The organism is Acidobacterium sp. FHG110202_01, from assembly GCF_059115305.1.
The window spans coordinates 467,324-484,307 of sequence record NZ_JBZYWJ010000003.1 but is presented as its reverse complement, the minus strand read 5'-3'; the positions used below and the strand labels follow the sequence as shown (position 1 = coordinate 484,307).

Annotated in this window: 15 protein-coding genes and 1 other RNA gene; 7 read left to right on the top strand and 9 right to left on the bottom strand. The window is 56.9% G+C overall.

What is annotated here, in order from left to right; all coding sequences use genetic code 11:
• The first annotated feature begins 1 nt into the window (after nt 1).
• Both AC5S16_RS08435 and AC5S16_RS08430 read left to right on the top strand, forming a co-directional pair.
• Nucleotides 2-619: a ferric reductase-like transmembrane domain-containing protein gene (locus AC5S16_RS08435; protein ID WP_493929603.1), complete on the top strand. Its 618-nt coding sequence runs from the start codon at nt 2-4 to the stop codon at nt 617-619.
• 136 nt (nt 620-755) lie between these two features.
• Nucleotides 756-4,097: a WD40/YVTN/BNR-like repeat-containing protein gene (locus tag AC5S16_RS08430; RefSeq protein WP_493929602.1), complete on the top strand. Its 3,342-nt coding sequence runs from the start codon at nt 756-758 to the stop codon at nt 4,095-4,097.
• A gap of 30 nt (nt 4,098-4,127) precedes the next feature.
• On the opposite strand, the gene AC5S16_RS08425 is transcribed toward AC5S16_RS08430, so the two are convergent.
• From AC5S16_RS08425 to AC5S16_RS08405, 5 genes are all read right to left on the bottom strand, one after another.
• A complete protein-coding gene (locus tag AC5S16_RS08425; protein ID WP_493929601.1) occupies nt 4,128-4,697 on the bottom strand; it encodes a thioesterase family protein in 570 nt (189 codons plus the stop codon).
• 75 nt (nt 4,698-4,772) lie between these two features.
• Entirely contained in the window at nt 4,773-4,922 is a 150-nt protein-coding gene (locus AC5S16_RS08420; RefSeq protein WP_493929600.1) for a hypothetical protein, read from the bottom strand.
• Nucleotides 4,923-4,935: 13 nt separating this feature from the next.
• A complete protein-coding gene (locus AC5S16_RS08415; protein ID WP_493929599.1) occupies nt 4,936-5,724 on the bottom strand; it encodes a prolipoprotein diacylglyceryl transferase in 789 nt (262 codons plus the stop codon).
• An 11-nt stretch (nt 5,725-5,735) separates the two neighbouring features.
• A non-coding RNA gene (gene ssrS / locus AC5S16_RS08410) (6S RNA) lies at nt 5,736-5,926 on the bottom strand.
• A gap of 75 nt (nt 5,927-6,001) precedes the next feature.
• Complete coding sequence (locus tag AC5S16_RS08405; RefSeq protein WP_493929598.1) at nt 6,002-8,500, bottom strand: DUF3536 domain-containing protein; 2,499 nt, start codon at nt 8,498-8,500, stop codon at nt 6,002-6,004.
• A 125-nt stretch (nt 8,501-8,625) separates the two neighbouring features.
• On the opposite strand from AC5S16_RS08405, the gene AC5S16_RS08400 reads away from it, so the two are divergent.
• Genes AC5S16_RS08400 through AC5S16_RS08385 form a run of 4 tightly spaced genes read left to right on the top strand, consistent with a single transcriptional unit; the run spans nt 8,626 to nt 13,042 of the window.
• The gene (locus AC5S16_RS08400) at nt 8,626-10,446 is read left to right on the top strand and encodes a glycoside hydrolase family 35 protein (protein WP_493929597.1); all 1,821 of its coding nucleotides are present in this window, start codon (nt 8,626-8,628) and stop codon (nt 10,444-10,446) included.
• 23 nt (nt 10,447-10,469) lie between these two features.
• Nucleotides 10,470-11,390: an N-acetylmuramic acid 6-phosphate etherase gene (gene murQ, locus AC5S16_RS08395; RefSeq protein WP_493929596.1), complete on the top strand. Its 921-nt coding sequence runs from the start codon at nt 10,470-10,472 to the stop codon at nt 11,388-11,390.
• Nucleotides 11,387-12,121 carry a methyltransferase family protein gene (locus tag AC5S16_RS08390; RefSeq protein ID WP_493929595.1) on the top strand — a complete coding sequence of 245 codons (735 nt, stop codon included), beginning with the start codon at nt 11,387-11,389 and terminating at the stop codon, nt 12,119-12,121. Before murQ ends, AC5S16_RS08390 begins: the two co-directional genes overlap by 4 nt.
• Nucleotides 12,122-12,154: 33 nt before the next feature.
• A complete protein-coding gene (locus AC5S16_RS08385) occupies nt 12,155-13,042 on the top strand; it encodes a dienelactone hydrolase family protein (RefSeq protein ID WP_493929594.1) in 888 nt (295 codons plus the stop codon).
• A gap of 4 nt (nt 13,043-13,046) precedes the next feature.
• Here the strand turns inward: AC5S16_RS08385 and AC5S16_RS08380 are convergent, their stop codons facing one another.
• The 4 genes from AC5S16_RS08380 to AC5S16_RS08365 all read right to left on the bottom strand — a co-directional run bounded on the left by AC5S16_RS08380 (nt 13,047) and on the right by AC5S16_RS08365 (nt 15,973).
• Nucleotides 13,047-13,658, bottom strand: coding sequence for a Maf family protein (locus AC5S16_RS08380; protein WP_493929593.1), 612 nt, complete (start codon nt 13,656-13,658; stop codon nt 13,047-13,049).
• A gap of 219 nt (nt 13,659-13,877) precedes the next feature.
• Nucleotides 13,878-14,063 (bottom strand): hypothetical protein, encoded by a 186-nt coding sequence (locus AC5S16_RS08375; protein WP_493929592.1) that lies wholly within the window; start codon nt 14,061-14,063, stop codon nt 13,878-13,880.
• A 28-nt stretch (nt 14,064-14,091) separates the two neighbouring features.
• A complete protein-coding gene (locus AC5S16_RS08370) occupies nt 14,092-14,478 on the bottom strand; it encodes a hypothetical protein (RefSeq protein WP_493929591.1) in 387 nt (128 codons plus the stop codon).
• Nucleotides 14,479-15,025: 547 nt separating this feature from the next.
• Nucleotides 15,026-15,973, bottom strand: a complete 948-nt coding sequence (locus AC5S16_RS08365; protein ID WP_493929590.1) for an isoaspartyl peptidase/L-asparaginase — start codon at nt 15,971-15,973, stop codon at nt 15,026-15,028.
• A gap of 267 nt (nt 15,974-16,240) precedes the next feature.
• Here AC5S16_RS08365 and AC5S16_RS08360 point away from each other — a divergent pair, with 267 nt between their 5' ends.
• Nucleotides 16,241-16,930, top strand: a complete 690-nt coding sequence (locus AC5S16_RS08360) for a hypothetical protein (RefSeq protein WP_493929589.1) — start codon at nt 16,241-16,243, stop codon at nt 16,928-16,930.
• The last annotated feature ends 54 nt before the right edge of the window (nt 16,931-16,984 follow it).

Below are 16,984 nucleotides of genomic sequence, written 5' to 3'. Positions count from 1 at the left end.
GATGGGCATAACCTTACTGGATCTTTGCGCATATCTTGGTCTAGGCGCCGCCGGCGGGGCTGCGATCAATCTTCTTCTTGGATTGCTCATCTCTCTGCGTTACAGCCCGGTGCGTTATTGGCCGCATCGACATGTAAACATCTTTGCTCTGCATCAGTGGACAGCCTATGGCACGGTCCTGCTGATGCTCAGCCATCCGGTGGTGCTGCTGTTCATCGACAAGCCGCATTTCCGCGTCTTCGATATCCTGCTGCCTATTCAGTCTCCGTTGCAGCCGAAGCTCAATCTTGCCGGCGCGGTCGCCATGTATCTGCTGCTTTTGGTCTTCATCACTTCGCTTCTGCGGGCGCGTATCGGACGGCCCCTCTGGCGGAAGACGCATTACCTGGTCTTTCCTGCCGCCGTGCTGCTGTTCCTGCACAGTATTCTGACCGATCCCGCGCTCAAGGATGGCCATCCCGATCTGCTCGATGGAGGCAAGGTCTTTGTCGAGATATCAACTGTGGTCTGTTTCCTTGCGATTGCGCTGCGCATTCGCCTGCGGGGCAAGGGACTGAGGCCGCTCGCCAACCGTAAAGTTGCTTCCCCGGCGGTTACGACTACAAGCCTGGAGAGTTGACAGCAGGAATGAACGCCCATTTCGCGCTTGTGAATTGCATATCTGCTGCTACACTTCTGCTCACATTCTTTTTCATCTCTATGACGCCGGAGTTGCTAAAGCCCTTCGGCCGACTGCAAGAACTCAGGAGGACGTGTTGACCTCGAGAAGTCTCCGCTCCCTTTGTGTCGCCACTGTTGCGTCTCTTTCTTTGCTGCTTCCCAGCCTCGCACGCGCGCAATCACCCGCTTCTGGCAATCCCTTCGGCGCTCTGCGTTATCGATTCATCGGGCCTCCGGGCAATCGTGTCACTTCAGTCGTCGGTGTTCCCGGCGACATGAACGTGTACTACGCGGGCGCGGCTTCAGGTGGCGTATGGAAGTCCTTCGACGCAGGCCAGCATTGGTACCCAATATTTGACCGGGAGAGCGCGCAGTCCATCGGCTCCATCGCCATTGCTCCTTCGAATCACAGCATCCTCTGGGTCGGCACCGGCGAGCCCTTCATTCGCAGCAATGTCTCGCTGGGCGATGGCATCTATAAATCAACCGATGGCGGCAAGACCTGGCAGCACATGGGGCTCGAAAAAACGGGCCGCATCGGCCGCGTCATCATCGATCCCCAGAATCCTGACATTGTTTACGCGGCAGCGCTCGGCACATGCTACGGCCCGCAGCAAGAGCGCGGCGTCTACCGCACCACTGACGGAGGCAAGACGTGGAAGCAGGTCCTCTTCGTCGATCAGAACACCGGCGTCTATGACATCACCATGGATCCGGCGAACCCGGGCAAGCTGATCGCTGCCTCCTGGCAGATCGACATCAAGACCTGGGGACGGCAGAGCGGCGGTCCCGGCAGCGGCCTCTTCATGACCACTGACGGCGGCGATACCTGGAAGAAAATCAGTGGCCATGGTCTTCCGCCGTCCCCGCTCGGCAAAATCGCAGTCAGCTTCGCGCCCAGCGATCAGCGCCGCGTTTATGCGCTGATTGAAACCGGACAGGGCGGAACTCTCTGGCGCTCCGACGACGGGGGCTCCGATTGGACGGTCGTCAACTACAGCCGCTTGCTGAATGAGCGTCCGCACTACTACACCCGCATGCTGGTCATGCCCGACAATGAAAACGAAGTGTACTTCCCGTCGAACGGCATCAGTGTGACCTTCGATGGTGGCGACACTGCCGATCACATGCACTGCCCCGGTGACAATCCCGCCATGGAAGGCGGCGCCGGACGCCGAGGAGGCGGTGGCTGCGGCGGCGACAACCACGATATGTGGGCTGATCCCACCAACCCCAGCCGCATGATGATCGGCTCCGATGGCGGAGTCCTCATCAGCACCGAGCGCGGCCGCTCCTGGAACATGATCCGCTTGCCCATCGCACAGATGTATCACGTCGCGACAGATAACCGTATTCCCTATATGGTCTACGGCCAGATGCAGGACGGCTCGCCCCTTCATGGCCCCAGCAATGCGCCCGGTGAAGGCCGTATCAGCGCCAGTGAGTGGACAACCACTGCCGGATGCGAGACGGGATGGAACATGCCCGACCCGGTCGATAACGACATCGTCTGGGGAGGCTGCTACGCAGGCGTGACCGAGCGCTTCGATGCCAAGTCAGGCTTCTCGCGCTCTGTGAGCGTGTGGCCCGACCGCACCATGGGCGCGAACGCAGGCGAGGTCAAGGTTCGGATGAACTGGACCTATCCTCTCGCCATATCGCCACACGATCACAACACTGTTTATGTAGGCAGCCAGTACGTTCACCGCACCACTGATGGCGGCGCGCACTGGACGCAGATCAGCCCTGACCTCACGCTGAATGATCCCGCGATGCACGGCGACTCTGGCGGCCTTACCGTCGACAATCTGAGTGTCGAATATGCTGGTGTGGTCTACGCCATTGCCGAGTCTCTCGTAGAAAAGGGCCAGATATGGGCCGGCACCAACGATGGCCAGTTGCAGATGACCCGCGACGGTGGCGCGCACTGGACAAACCTCACAGCGAATATCGCTGGACTTCCACCCAAGATGACCGTCGACAGCATCGAGCCCTCGAAGTACGCAGCTGGGACCTGCTATGTGGCTTTCGACGGCCACCAGGTCGATATCCGCGATCCTTATCTATATAAGACAACCGACTACGGCAAGACCTGGACGAAGATCACTGACGGCATCCCCGCATCGCAGCTGAGCTATACTCACGTCGTCCGCGAAGATCCCGTGCGCAAGGGCCTGCTCTATGCTGGAACCGAGAACGGCCTCTACATCTCCTTCGATGATGGAGCGCACTGGAAATCATTCCAGCTTAACCTGCCGCATACTCCTGTCTACTGGCTTACAGTTCAGCCTGAGTTCAACGACCTCGTTGTAGGCACCTACGGCCGCGGCTTCTGGATCCTCGACGACGTCACGCCGCTGCAGCACTACAAGTCTGAAGCTGAAGAAGGCGATGCGAGCCTCTACCCCATGCGCCATGCATACCGGCTCCGTGCCGGATTCAAGCGCGACATGGCGCCTGCCGGAGCATCGGTCGGGCAGAACCCACCTGATGGCGTCCCGGTGAACTTCTTCCTCAAGTCGGAAAAGACGAAGGTCACCCTTGAAGTTTTCGATAGCGCAGGCAAACGTGTGCAGCAGCTCCGCATCACTCCACATGCGGGCATCAACCGTGTCTGGTGGAACCTCCGCTACGAGCCTACCCTCGCCGTTGCTTTGCGCACCACACCGCCCGGCAATCCTCACATCTGGAGCGAGAAGCGCTTCGCCGGCAAAAAGACGCGCCCGGTCTTCTATTACGGCGTAGGCGGCGAATCGACTGACGGCCCGCTCGTGCCGCCTGGAACCTACACTGTGAAGCTCGCCGCCGCAGGCCAGACGCAAAGTCAGCCTGTCGTCGTGAAGAAGGACCCGCGAACGCCGGCCTCGGTCGATGACGCTATCGCTTCATCGAAGCTTTCCTACAGCATCTACCAGGACACAAATCTCTCCGCGCAACTCATCAACCAGATCGAGTGGAGCCGCAAACAGCTCGAAGACACACGCGCTCTTCTTGCCGAGCGCAGCGCGTCGAAGTCACTGCTCGATGCAACCGACGAGCTGAACAAAAAATATCTGGCGCAGGAAGACCAGCTTCTTCATCCCACGATTGCTGAGGGCGATGAAAAATCCTTCCGCGGCCCGCTTGGCCTCTACCTCAAATTCGTCTGGCTCGGAGCAGAAGCAGGCACCGGCGGAGGCGATGTGGCAGGCAACTCTGACTATGCTCCCACTGAGCCGGAGCAGCAGGTCTTTACGCTTCTCGATGGCCAGCTCCACTCCGTCCAGTCAGCAGTGCATGAGATCGATACAAGCGCAGTGCCCGCATATAACGCAACTTTGCAGAAGGCCGGTATATCGCTCATCACTGCCGGACCTCCGCCAAAAGAAGGCGCGCCAACAGACACAGATCAGGAAGGCTCAGCCGATGAAGACGGAGACGGCGGTGGAACAATTTGATGAATGAAAGGAGCAGTGCTCCGCATCGAGCTATTTCTTAAGTGCCAGCGCCTCGGCGGAGTACTGCCCCTCCAGCCTTTTCTTCGTGATTTCATTCCATTCGCGCAATGATTCCAACAGCGGCGGCGAACTCGACCGAGGCGCTACCAGATCAACACACTGCTGCGGCGGAATGTTTCCGTCCTTGTTACGAAAGAGGCCCTTGACCCAGGCCACTGCCGCCAGCCCGGCCTCTCCGTGGAAGCTCTGCTCCATGTAGAACCATTTCTCGTCCCAGCCGAGTGTGCGCGAGCGCAGTTCAAAGCGCGCAAACAGGTCGAGCGACCGCCGATAGGTCACATCGACTGAGCCTACCAGTGGAACCCACTTCTCCCGCAGAGCATGGTCCAGAATGCCATTGGCCGCCATCATGTGGATGCGTCCATAGTCCATGCAGCTCAGGTAGCGCGAGTTATTCAGATGGAAGTTGAAGTCAATGTCATTGGGCCACACCCGCATCCGGATGCAGTCTTCATCAAGCAAACCAATACGCCGAAGTGGACGAATGCGCTGACGAATCGCCAGCAGTGGAATGCGGACAAAGCTGTTGATGTGCGCCATGCAGTTCTGCGAAGAGTTTACAGGTTTCTCAGGAACCTCTTCGCTGCCACTCAGGAGATCAGTGCACTCCCTGGATCAATCTTTCTTGAAATACTGCACTTCGCGCTCGTGCTGCTTGGCTTTTTCCAGCGTTGGAAATGTGCCGAGGTTACGACGCTTGCCCGTTGATGCGTCTCGCTTGCGCGAGTAAAGGCGGTATTCTCCGGATTTCAGTTTGCGAATCATGTTAAAGGGATGGTTATTCGCTAACCGGCTGTTGCTTGACAGAAGTTTTTACCAGGAGGGGAGATCCGGCGAGCACCAGAGCGATGCCAAGTATCTGCTCTATGGAAAGAGCATCCCTCAAAACAAAGCTGCGATCTCCGCGATAGAAATCTAGAAAGAAAAGAGTCGCACCGTAAACGAAGAGGAAAATTCCAGCCAACGAACCCTCCGGTTTCTCACGCGACAATAGAAACGCAAGCATGACAAAGAGCGCGAAGAAGATTGCGGCCTCATAAAGCTGAACGGGATGCAGTCGAATTCCCAGCGGAGTGCCAGACCACAGGCTTGCAAGCCTGTGCATGTAAACCACGCCCCACGGAGCGGTGGTCGGAGAGCCGTAATCCGAGCCTCCAAAAAATGTGCCTAGGCTGCGAATGCCCAATCCCAGTGCCGCCGCAGGGGCCAGGCAGTCCAGCGTAAGCCGCATCGGCAGACGATGGACAAATATGTAACCGATACAGGCACAAATTGCGATCAGCAGGCTTCCATAAAAAGCAACATTGCTGCGGATCGTGATCAGGCCCAGCATCCAGAAAGGATGAGCAAGAAAATCAGATGGATGAAAAAGGATCAGAAGCAAGCGTGAACCGAGCAGAACAGAGAAGATGCCGATGAGGCCGAGGTTCCAGATTTTGTTCGGATCAAGGTCGAGGCGTCGCGCCGTCCGTGTTGCAAACCCGAGCGCACTGATGAGCGCCAGCGCCGCAAATACGCCGTAGGTTGGAATGGCAACGTGTCCGAACTGGAAGAGGCGCGGATGCAAGCAAAAGCAAAAACCGACCCGCGGGGCCGTGGAGCGATGTGCCGGTGAACCCGTCCTAAGACGGTGGGAACCCTCCGCGGTTCTTTAGGCATTCCGGACTGGCGGACACTGCGCACCGAACCGATTATTCGAGTCGGGCTCCCTGTTCAATGAATGTAGGTTCAACCGGCAATTATCACAACCACCTGCTTTGCAGGCCGGTTTCTAGATGGATGCTAGCGGGTAGCAGCGCAGATTGCAAGCTGAAGACGCAAGGTGATGTTGATGCACGTTTTTTCTATGGTCGCTGAGCCACGCCTGATACTGCGTGGCCACCATCTCCATTCGCTGCTTCTTCGACCACCAGCTCATCCACGCGAATCTTCATTTGGTAGCCTAGTTCGTGGAACTTCTCCGTCCACTCATCAGGCATCTTTTGCCGCGTCGACAGCTTAAGCAGGTCATACCAGATGTTTTGTGCCTGCCAAAGATTCAAGTCGAAAGGCAACTCGATCAGCGTGCGTGCTGTCAGAAGAGCATCATCAAGCAGATCGATCTTTTCCGGAGCTGCTACGAACTTCACCATGACGCGCTTCATTTTCTGGTCGGCGACATAGCGCAGCAGACTTGTATCCAAATCGATCTGGTCAGTTGAAGACAGGCCTCGATAAGCGCGTACTTGCAAGGCATCGATTGGATCACTTTCTATCGCCCGACGCAAGCCTGCATTGACAGCAAAGCCGGCTGCCAGCTCAAGCGCTGGGGGCTTCGGCAATCCATTTTGGCTTAGAAAACGCAGCAGGGACGCATGATCTTCATAGATAGTGATCAGACTCGATTCCACTTCAGAGACAGGGGTTTGCAGGATGAGATTCAGAATCCGCCGCTGCTCGTCTTTGAACAGTGACTTAATGGAGTAAGTAGTTCCGTCGAAGATGCGATCAAACAGACGAATGAGCTCGGGAATATCCGCGCCAACAACAGCTGCACGCGCGTCTTCTATAAATTTTGTATATTGTTCGATCCGTGTTTCATCATAGCGTTTCACTACGGCAGTAATGTTTTGATCACCAAAGTGGACGACAGCGAATACCGCAGTTTCCGGCTCCTGCGTGATCTGTGATGCGATGCGTGCCTGGCCAAACAACGACCTGGACCGTCCTGAAGTCGCCACTTCATACGACTGCCTGCGAATCGAATAGCAGAACAGCTCAGTTTCATCAGCGTAGCTGGTGAAGACAGAGCTGATGGCATAGTGTGCCACGACTTGCTCCAGTCCAACCTGCATTTTCTTGATCCGGCTTAGATAGATCGCTGCACCATCTTCTTTTTGCGGAGCATTGCTCTTAGCGTTGCGCAGTATCTCAACGAATTGTTCTTCGAGAACTGCGCCATCTTTGCCGAAGATGTCTGCCGCGAGCTGCAACACGCGGCCCGCATAGGCGATGATCTGCACAGTTTCGAGGCCTGAAATGTCATTAAAGAACCAACCGCAGCTTGTATACATCAGTAATGTGTGGCGCTGCAGTTCCATCAGCTTGAGCGCAAGGATGCGCTCTTCCGCGTTCAACTCATGAGTTGCTTGCTTTGCAAGAAATTCACCTATAGTGGTGCTGTTTCGATCGAGCACGACATCAATGTACGTATCGCGAGAGGCCCATATATCCGTAAGAAGTGGTTTAGCTGTCTTCTCGGTAAGAGGAATTAATGCATCGCGCAGCTGATCGAGCGCTTCGCGCAGAGGACGGCGCCATTCCTGGTTCCAGCCCGGATGTGCTCCAGTATTGCAGCCGCAGTTCGAACGCCAGCGCTCAATGCCGTGCGCACAGCTCCAGGATGTGTTTTCGACGATCTGCGCCTCCCATGCTGGTGGGAACTTCTCGAGAAATGCGCCATAGTTTGTAAGGCACACATCTGGATTTTGTTCGATCAGCTTCAATGCATAGGAGAGCGCCATTTCGCCGTGCTTATGGTGGTGCCCATAACTTTCGCCATCGGTTGCTACATGCACCAGCTGAGTCGCTCCTCCTTCTGAGAAGCCGCCCATCAGGCGCGCAGCGAAGGTATCGCCGCTATTCAGAAGCCCTTCAAACGCAATTGCGCGGGAACGCGGTCCGTCGTAGAAAAAGACTGTAATTGTTTTTCCAGTCTTTAACTTGATGAGATAAGGATGGCGTGTATCGACTGTGTCGGCCTGCGTTTCAGTCCACTGGCCGTCGCCTTTTTTGTCGAGCGGACGGATACGTGCACACTGGTGCGGTGCAAGCACAGTAAAGAGAATGCCGTGGTCAGCCAGAAGCTCTAATGTTTCTGAGTCGACTGCTGTCTCGGCCAGCCACATGCCTTCCGGTCTACGTTTGAAGCGGTACTCAAAATCAGCGATGCCCCAGCGAATCTGCGTGATTTTATCGCGCCGGTTAGCCAGCGGCATGATGATGTGATTGTAGACCTGCGCCATGGCCGAGCCGTGACCGGAAAATCTCTTCTGACTGATGCGGTCGGCCTCAAGAATCATGTTATGGGTGCGGTGCGCGTTTGTCTCAAGCCATGAGAGCAGAGTGGGGCCGAAGTTGAAGCTGATGTGTGCATAGTTATTTAGAATGCGAATAATCTCATTGTCTGTGTTCACGATGCGCGAAGCGCCATTCGGAGCGTAGCACTCGGCAGTAATGCGGTCATTCCAGTCATGATATGGTGCAGCGGTGTCCTGCGTCTCTACCTGCTCGAGCCAGGGGTTTTCGCGCGGAGGTTGATAAAAGTGGCCATGAATGCAGATGTAGCGCGTCGCAGTTGACATGGAAATACCCCATTCATTTTTAACTTAGTTCATTGTAGGCAGTATGCAGGATGCACGAAATTCAGAATTTTTCTTCTGCCTGTAAACTACTTCTTCGAGACAATCCGGAGAAAAAACGAAAATTCATGAGTCGGAACGTTATCGCACTGTTGCTTTTGCTGTTCAGTTTCGTCAGTCAAAAATCTTTTGCTGCGGAACCGCATACATTCAAAGCAGAGAACGGTCATTTTACCCTTGATGGCAAACCATTTCAGGTCATCTCTGGTGAGATGCACTATCCGCGCATTCCGCGCGCCTATTGGCGCGACCGTCTCAGAATGGCGAAGGCGATGGGCCTGAACACCATCACGACCTATGTTTTCTGGAACGTGCACGAGACCAGCCCAGGCGTGTACGACTTTTCCGGCAATAACGATGCAGCAGAATTCATCCGCGAAGCCCAACAGGAAGGTCTTTATGTCATCCTGCGTCCCGGCCCTTATGCCTGCGCAGAGTGGGAATTTGGCGGATATCCGGCATGGCTTTTGAAAGACCACGATATTGTTGTGCGATCGAGCGATCCAAAATTTATCTCTGCTGCACAGCGCTGGATTACGCGGCTAGGACAGGAACTTGCTCCGCTGCAGGTCGGCAATGGCGGACCGATCATTCTGGTGCAGGTAGAAAACGAATACGGCTCCTTCGATAAGGACCATGCATATATGGAGCAGATCCATCACATGCTGGTCGATGCCGGATTTACGAAAGCGCAACTCTACACTGCGGATGGTCCCGAGCAGGTGCCTGATGGCTCATTGCCGGAGCTTCCTGCCGCTATCAACTTTGGCCCGGGCGAATCGCAGAAAGGTTTTGCGAAGTTCAAGACGCTGCGTCCCGATGGCCCATTCATGAATAGCGAATACTGGGACGGTTGGTTTGATCACTGGGGATCGAAACATGCGAAGACCGATGCGCAGCAACAGACCTCAGATTTAGATTGGACGCTGCGTCAGGGATACTCCATCAGTCTGTATATGTTTCATGGCGGCACGAGCTTCGGATGGATGAACGGCGCGAACTCCAACGGCAAGAACTATGAGCCGGATGTAACCAGCTATGATTACGACTCGCCGCTCGATGAGAGCGGGCGCCCTACGCCGAAGTACTTTCTATTCCGCGATACGATTGCCAAGGCGACGGGAGTGACTCCTCCGCCAGTGCCACCGGTTGCGCCGGCAATCACAGTGCCGGCCTTTACTCTCACGCAGACAGCATCGCTCTGGAAGAATCTGCCAAAGCCAGTGCACAGCGAGCAGCCGCTTACGATGGAAGACCTCGACCAAGCCTACGGCTACATTCTCTACCGCACAACGCTGCATGGTCCTGTGAGCGGTGATCTTCTTCTTGATGAGCTCCATGACTATGCGCAGATCTATGTGGATGGAAAGCTTGTGGGCACGCTCGACCGGCGGCTGAATCAGAGCAAGCTGCCTTTAAACGTTGCTTCCACCAATGCGCGTCTCGACATTCTGGTTGAGAATACCGGCCGCGTGAATTTCACCAAGGTCTTGCGCGGCGAACGCAAGGGAATCACGAAGCAGGTCACGCTGGCGGGCAAGCCGGTTACTGGATGGGACGTTTATCCGCTGCCGATGCTTACACCGCAAACACTGCATTACTCCAATGCTGAGTGCACCGGAGCATGCTTCTATCGGGCGACGTTCAAAGTGGACAGGCCAGCGGACACCTTTCTCGACACCAGCGCCTTCACCAAGGGAGAAGTCTGGCTGAATGGCCATGCGCTTGGGCGAGTCTGGAACATTGGGCCACAGAAGACGCTTTACGTTCCCGGGCCGTGGTTGAAGGCCGGCGAGAATGAAGTGGTTGTCTTTGATCTTGACGGAGCATCGGGCCGCAGCCTGCAGGGGTTGAATAAGCCGGTGCTGGATGGTCCGGTGAAGCAATAAGCGATTCGCTATGATTTCCATAAATGTCTGAAACAGAATTGCAACTCGACCAGCTTCTTACCGAGGCGCGCAATCCGAAGACTGCCAACCTCGATCAGCTCTCGACCATTGACCTGATCCGGACGATGCATGCTGCCGATCGGGAGGTACTCGATGCGGTTGAGCGTGAGCTTGCGAGTGTTGCGAAGGCAGTCGATGTCATTGTGGCGCGGATCGATGACGGCGGACGACTGTTTTATCTCGGAGCCGGCACATCGGGCCGTCTTGGAGTGCTCGATGCATCGGAGTGCCCGCCGACTTACAACACTCCACCGGAACTGGTGCAGGGGTTGATTGCCGGAGGCGATGTGGCGCTGCGCCGCTCTGTCGAGCGCGCTGAGGATGATGCGACTCAGGGTGAGAAGGACCTTGCAGCGCACGGTTTTACGGCAAAGGATGTTCTGGTGGGCATTGCCGCCAGCGGGCGCACGCCATACGTTCTTGGCGGAATCGAATACGCGCGCAAGCTGGGAGCGGCGACAATCGGGCTGAGCTGCGCGCCTGGATCACAGCTGGCGAAGCAAGCGGAGATTTCCATCACTCCGGCGGTCGGGCCGGAAGTGGTGACTGGGTCGACGCGGATGAAAGCGGGCACGGCGACGAAGCTCGTTCTCAACATGCTCTCGACGGGAGCGATGGTGCGCCTTGGCTATGTTTACGGCAACCTGATGGTGAACGTGCAGCCTACGAATGTGAAGCTCACCAACCGTGCTACACGAATCATCATTGCGCTGACAGGCGTTTCTTATGAAGATGCCGCTGCGCTGCTGACGAAAGCGGGCTCGGTCAAAGCTGCAGCAGTGATGCAGAAGCTTGGCGTGACCCGCGAGGAAGCCGAAACGAGATTGAAGGCTGCGAAGGGGAGATTGGGCGTTGCTCTGACGTCCGGAGCAGCGGCGGAATGAAGGCCACCGAGTTCGAATTCCGTTTTCGTGTCGTCATCATTTTCCTGTTCTACCTTCTTGGTTTCACAGCGCCGTGGGAGCGGTATCTGCGCGGTTCTTCCTCCGTCTCGACTGCATGGCTTGAGCTGTGCGGCGCGCTAGCCAGCGCGCATTGGCTGTCTTTGAATGACGCGACGATTCTCGTTACGGTGATTGCACTTCTGTGTGCGGTTAAAGGCACGGTCTTCCGCGTCTGGGGCACGGCGTACCTGGGAGCAAGCGTCGTTCACGACAGCGCACTGCACGGATCGGAGGTTGTCGCTTCAGGGCCTTACCGATATACGCGCAATCCGCTGTATCTTGGCAGTTTTATCTTCTCGATTGCTGTTTCGATTCTCATGCCTCCGACAGGCGCGATCTTCTTCCTTGCAGCGCAGGCTGTCTTTTATTACCGGCTCATTCTGAGAGAAGAGGCTTACCTTACGTCGCAGCAAGGCGAAGCCTATCTTGCCTATAAGCGACTTGTGCCGCGCTTCTGGCGCAGCCTGCGTGCGCGTGTTCCTGCATCGGCTGCCAGGCCGCAGTGGCTTATAAGCATTCTGGCTGAGAGTTACAACGTCAGCATGACGGTGTGCTTCGCGATTTTTGCATGGCGTTACAATGCGTATCTTTTAACGAAATGTCTCATCATCTGTTTTGGAGCGTCGCTTATCATTCGTGCCATGTTGCCTAAGAAGGCGTCTGCAGCTTAAGCTCGTTCGTCATCAGGACAAAGGAGCAACTCGATGGAACGAAAGAAGGCGTCCGACTATCCGCAGGAACTGCTGAACCTGTTCGATCTGTATGTTCATGGGGACATGAACCGCCGCCAGTTTCTCGACGGCGCGGGAAAGTTCGCCATCGGTGGCCTTACCGCTGTTGGCCTATGGGAAAGCCTGAAGGCCAACTATGCTTATGCCCAGCAGGTGCCGAAGGATGACAAGCGTCTGCATGCCGAGTATGCGACCGTGCCTTCGCCGAAGGGCAATGGGAGCATCAAAGGGTACTTCGTTCGACCTGCGAACCCGGGCGGAAAGCTGCCGGGCGTGCTGGTCATCCACGAGAACCGCGGGCTGAATCCTTATATCGAAGACGTAGCGCGCCGCCTAGGCGTGGCCAACTTCCTGGCCTTTGCTCCAGATGGCCTTACTTCTGTCGGCGGCTATCCGGGCGATGATGAGAAGGGCGGCGAGGCCTTCCGCAAGGTCGATCCGGACAAGATGTTTGAGGACTTCGTCGCTTCGGCGGAGTGGCTGAAGGCGAGACCTGAGTGCACGGGCAAGATTGGCGTTGTCGGCTTCTGCTTTGGCGGCGGCGTGGCGAACAAGCTGGCAGTGCGGCTGCCTGATCTTGCAGCTTCGGTTCCGTTCTATGGTGCGCAGCCGCCGGCAGCAGATGTGGCGAAGATCAAAGCGCCACTGCTGATTCACTATGCTTCGCTCGATACCCGCATCGACGCCGGATGGCCGGCCTATGAAGAAGCTCTCAAGGCAAACCACGTCAGTTACCAGGTGTATTTCTATGAGGGCGCAAACCACGGCTTCCATAACGACACGACTCCCCGTTACGACGAGGCAGCGGCGAAGCTGGCGTGGCAGCGCACGCTCGATTTCTTTAATAAAAATCTGCGGTAAGCGTTTATCGCACGGCGGCTGCCACTTCACTGCGCAGATGTTTTTCGGCGCCTTCCGTCATGCTGGTAACAAGAGCTACAGGCAGGCCGACAACATTGAAATAGCATCCATGAATGCGGGGAATCCATACGCTGGCGCGGCCCTGAATGCCATAGGCTCCGGCCTTGTCCATGGGCTCGCCGGTCTGGATGTAGGCATCGATCTCATTTTCAGAAATGGTGCGCATGGTCACGTACGTCAGCTCGGACGCGACTTCGACTCCCAGGCGCGAGACCAGCGCGACGCCTGTTACCACTGAGTGCGTGCAGCCGGAGAGTGCCCGCAGCATGCGGGCTGCGTCGTTCGCATCTTTGGGTTTGCCGAGGATCTCTTTTGCCGGCGAGATGACGATGGTATCGGCACCCAGCACCAATAGCGGATCGTCGGGCATGTCGAGCGATGCCTGTTCCGCGAAGACGGCCTCGGCCTTTTCGCGCGCCAGACGTGCGGCTAAGGCATACGGATCTTCTCCCGGCTTGATCTCTTCCGGAACCGATGAGGGATGGACGCGGAAGGCGAATCCTGCCTGAGTGAGAAGCTCTTTGCGGCGCGGCGATGCGGAAGCAAGTACCAGCATGATTTTCTTAGATTAAGACAGGAATGGGTCATCCGAGCATAAGGGCCTCGTGTCTTTCAACTTATCTTCATGATACGTGCATGAGGGCCGGGATCGATCTTACCCCCCTCCCCCTGTTTTTGTACGGGGATGGTTTATTTTCAAGCACTTACGGTGAAGGCTTATGCGGGAAATGTTTGTTTTCAATAAGTTGGCTTGTCATCCTGTAAAACCCCCAGGTTAGCTGCGCGAACCTGGGGCACCCCCTGTGGCGGCTGCCGATGCGAAAAGCAGGTCCTTCTCCTTCACTTCGTTCAGAGTCAGGATGACATCGTCTGGAGTTTGTGGCTTTTTGTTGGTGTTCAGGTGGAGGGAGAAGGCGGCTTCCGCGGCCAAGGGGCTGTCGGATTCGGCGATTTCTTTCATGAGCTTCTGGACGGCCAGCTCGTAGCCTTCAATGCGTCTGAGGTCCGGCTGGAAGGATGTTCTCGGCGAAGGCGACCTCTTGTTGCTGTTGAGTGAGAACTACGCCCTGGACGATTTCAGACTCTGCGCGCTCAGGGTCGAGGATGGCGATGTCTTTGGGGGGGTTGGAGGCGTCGATCTGGATGCCATAGAGGCATAGTCCGGCGATGCGCTTATCGATGGCTCCGGAGACGAGGGCATTGAGCACGCGGGAGACGGCGATCTGGACGGCGAAGCGGTCTTCGATGGGCGGGAGCTCCAGACTCGGGAACGGCTTGCGCTGGGATTGGTGGTAGTAGCAGAAGTCGTGTCCTTCGATGGCGCGGGTGCGGCAGCGGCCACCGCTGGGACGGATGTGACGGCAATAACTGAACATGGAACCCCCCTCCCCCGTGTTTTGTACGGGGATTGTTTGTTTTCAGTGGGTTAGAGTTGTAAAAGCTTTACCGCAGAAGACGCAGAGTTCCGCTGAGGTTCGCAGAGAAAGCATTTACCACAGAGAGCACGGAGTACACAGAGAAACAAAAAAGGCATGGCTTTGGGCCATGCCTTTTGTTCATTTTCTTTCTACTTTCAGGATAGCAAATTAGGGGGAAATTGCCTGCGGTTTGGATTCTGGTTTATCTGCTTTGGATTGTTGGGGTTGTGCGGATGGGGGTTACTTTGGAGACTTGACATGGTTTTTGGGCAGAGACACTTCCCGGGCCTTGCTGCGCAAGGCACAAAGCGCGTCCTTAGGGCGCGGGTCTTTCGACTTCGCTCAGGATGACAAATCTTAAATCAAGCCTTTCGGCCACGCTCGGAATGAACAAATCCGTTGCTGAATTTCTGCGAACGATGCATCCTGCGAACCTCCCACGTTAGCTCCGCGAACGTGGGGCACCCATGCTTACGACTGATTTTTGGCCTCGATCTGGATGTATCTATTCGATGGCGATGCCGGTGCGTGGGCCCTGGGCGTTGCAGATACCCCAGGCCATGCGCGGAGTGTTGTGCGCCAGGCCGTAGCGGCCATCGGGGGCGAGAAGGATGATGCCGCCGTGTCCACTGAGTCTTTTATATAGGTAGGCGATGGCGTCGGGGGCGACCTGCTCGGGGGAGCGGCCCTGCTGCACGCGGTCGACGGCCCACTTGCCCAAGACCAGCTTCATGATGGGCTCGCCCCATCCGGTGAGGGAGACGGCGGCGCTGGTGTTGTCGGCATAACAGCCGCAGCCGATGAGCGAGGAGTCGCCAACGCGTCCGGGAGCCTTGTTCAGCGTGCCTCCGGTGGAGGTTGCGGCGGCGATTCCGCCCTTGGAGTCGAGAGCGACTGCGCCTACAGTGTCGTGCGAGGTGAGTTCAGCCGCGGTCTCAGGAGATTTGTCGTCTCCGGCGAATGTCAGGTCGGGCAGGCCTGCGCGTTCCTTTGCCTGTGCGTCTTCGAGGCGCTGCTTTTCGCGGTCGAGCACCAGCTCGGAGTTGTCGATCAGCTCCATGCCGTGTGTGCGGGCGAACTCCTCTGCGCCCTGGCCGACGAAATACACATGCGGGCTTTTATCGAGCACCAGGCGCGCGGCGCGAATGGGATTGCGCAGACGCTCGACGCAGGCCACGCCTCCGGCGCGCATCGTTCTGCCATCCATGAGCAGCGCGTCGAGCTGCACGCGGCCATCGCGGGTGAGAAAGCTGCCGCGTCCAGCGTCGAAGGTGTCGTCGTCTTCAAGTACAGCCACCGCAGCCTCAACTGCATCGACGGCAGACGAGCCTTTTGCGAGCAGCGCGTATCCGGCATCGAGCGCATGGCGTACGCCGCGCTCGTGCGCTTCGACCATGTCGTCCGGGATGGCCCAGGCGCCTCCGTGAACCAGCAGAATGGGTGTATGCGGCATAGGCAACTTCCGATTTTATGCCTCCGGCGGCCGCTACGCGCGGCGCGGTCTTTGCCAGACGGGCCTTAGCAGTAAGAAGAGTGGGAGAAAAACCTCCCACTCTTCTTACTGGTATACCTGCTGGTATACTTGGACGGTCAGTCCCGCCGTCCGCGCAGGACCCGCCGGAGGCATTGTTGGCGGTTGGTGACTTTGATTCTGGTCAAGTCACCTTCGTAATGGTGCATGGGGCTTGTATTGCGGCTTCTCGCCTCCTAGGCTGACTGCATGAACCGCCTGCAATCTGTCTTTCTTGTTCTGGCCGTGGCTTTGGTCCTGCCGGGCATTGCTTTTGCTGTTCCCAAGCCTCATGTGGTTGGGCTGGGAGCGGTGAAGAAGGTGCCGTATTCGACTACGGGCGATCCAGCGGGTGCGGCGGAGGAAGAGAAGGAGCTGCGTGTGCGTCCGCTGATTGTTGACGGCAAGGTGAAGGAGTGGACGACGGGCGAAGCGCATGATGTGACCGACCGCACCTTTGCCGTGCGGCGCGCGATCCGGTTGAATGACGCTCTGCCTACGGACAAGGTGGAGCATTGGGTGTGGCAGCGCGGGCCGTGGCTGTTGATTGATCGCGTGTCCGGCCACGTGACGGCGCCGAAGCTGCCTGATTATGATCCTGCGGTTTCGCGGGTGGTGTGGTTTCGCGACTATGCTGCGTATTGCGGACTGACGGCGAGCGGCAAGCAGCTGTATGCGGTGGTGGCGCAGGTGGCTGCGCGCAAGCCGGTGCTTGCGAAAAAACTTGGGGCCTGGGATGTGGGGGATCATCCTACGCCGGCATGCGCGCCTTCGACATGGCAGCGCGATCCGCTGCGCATCACTTTCGTGCCGACGGGCGGAACGCAGGTCAGCTACGATCTGGTGGGATTGTCGGCGGTGCTGGTGGAAGATGGTGATGCGGACGGCGATGAGAATTGATGTTCGTGTTTTTATTCGCCAGGACTTTTATGCCAGTTTTGACGCCCGCTTGAT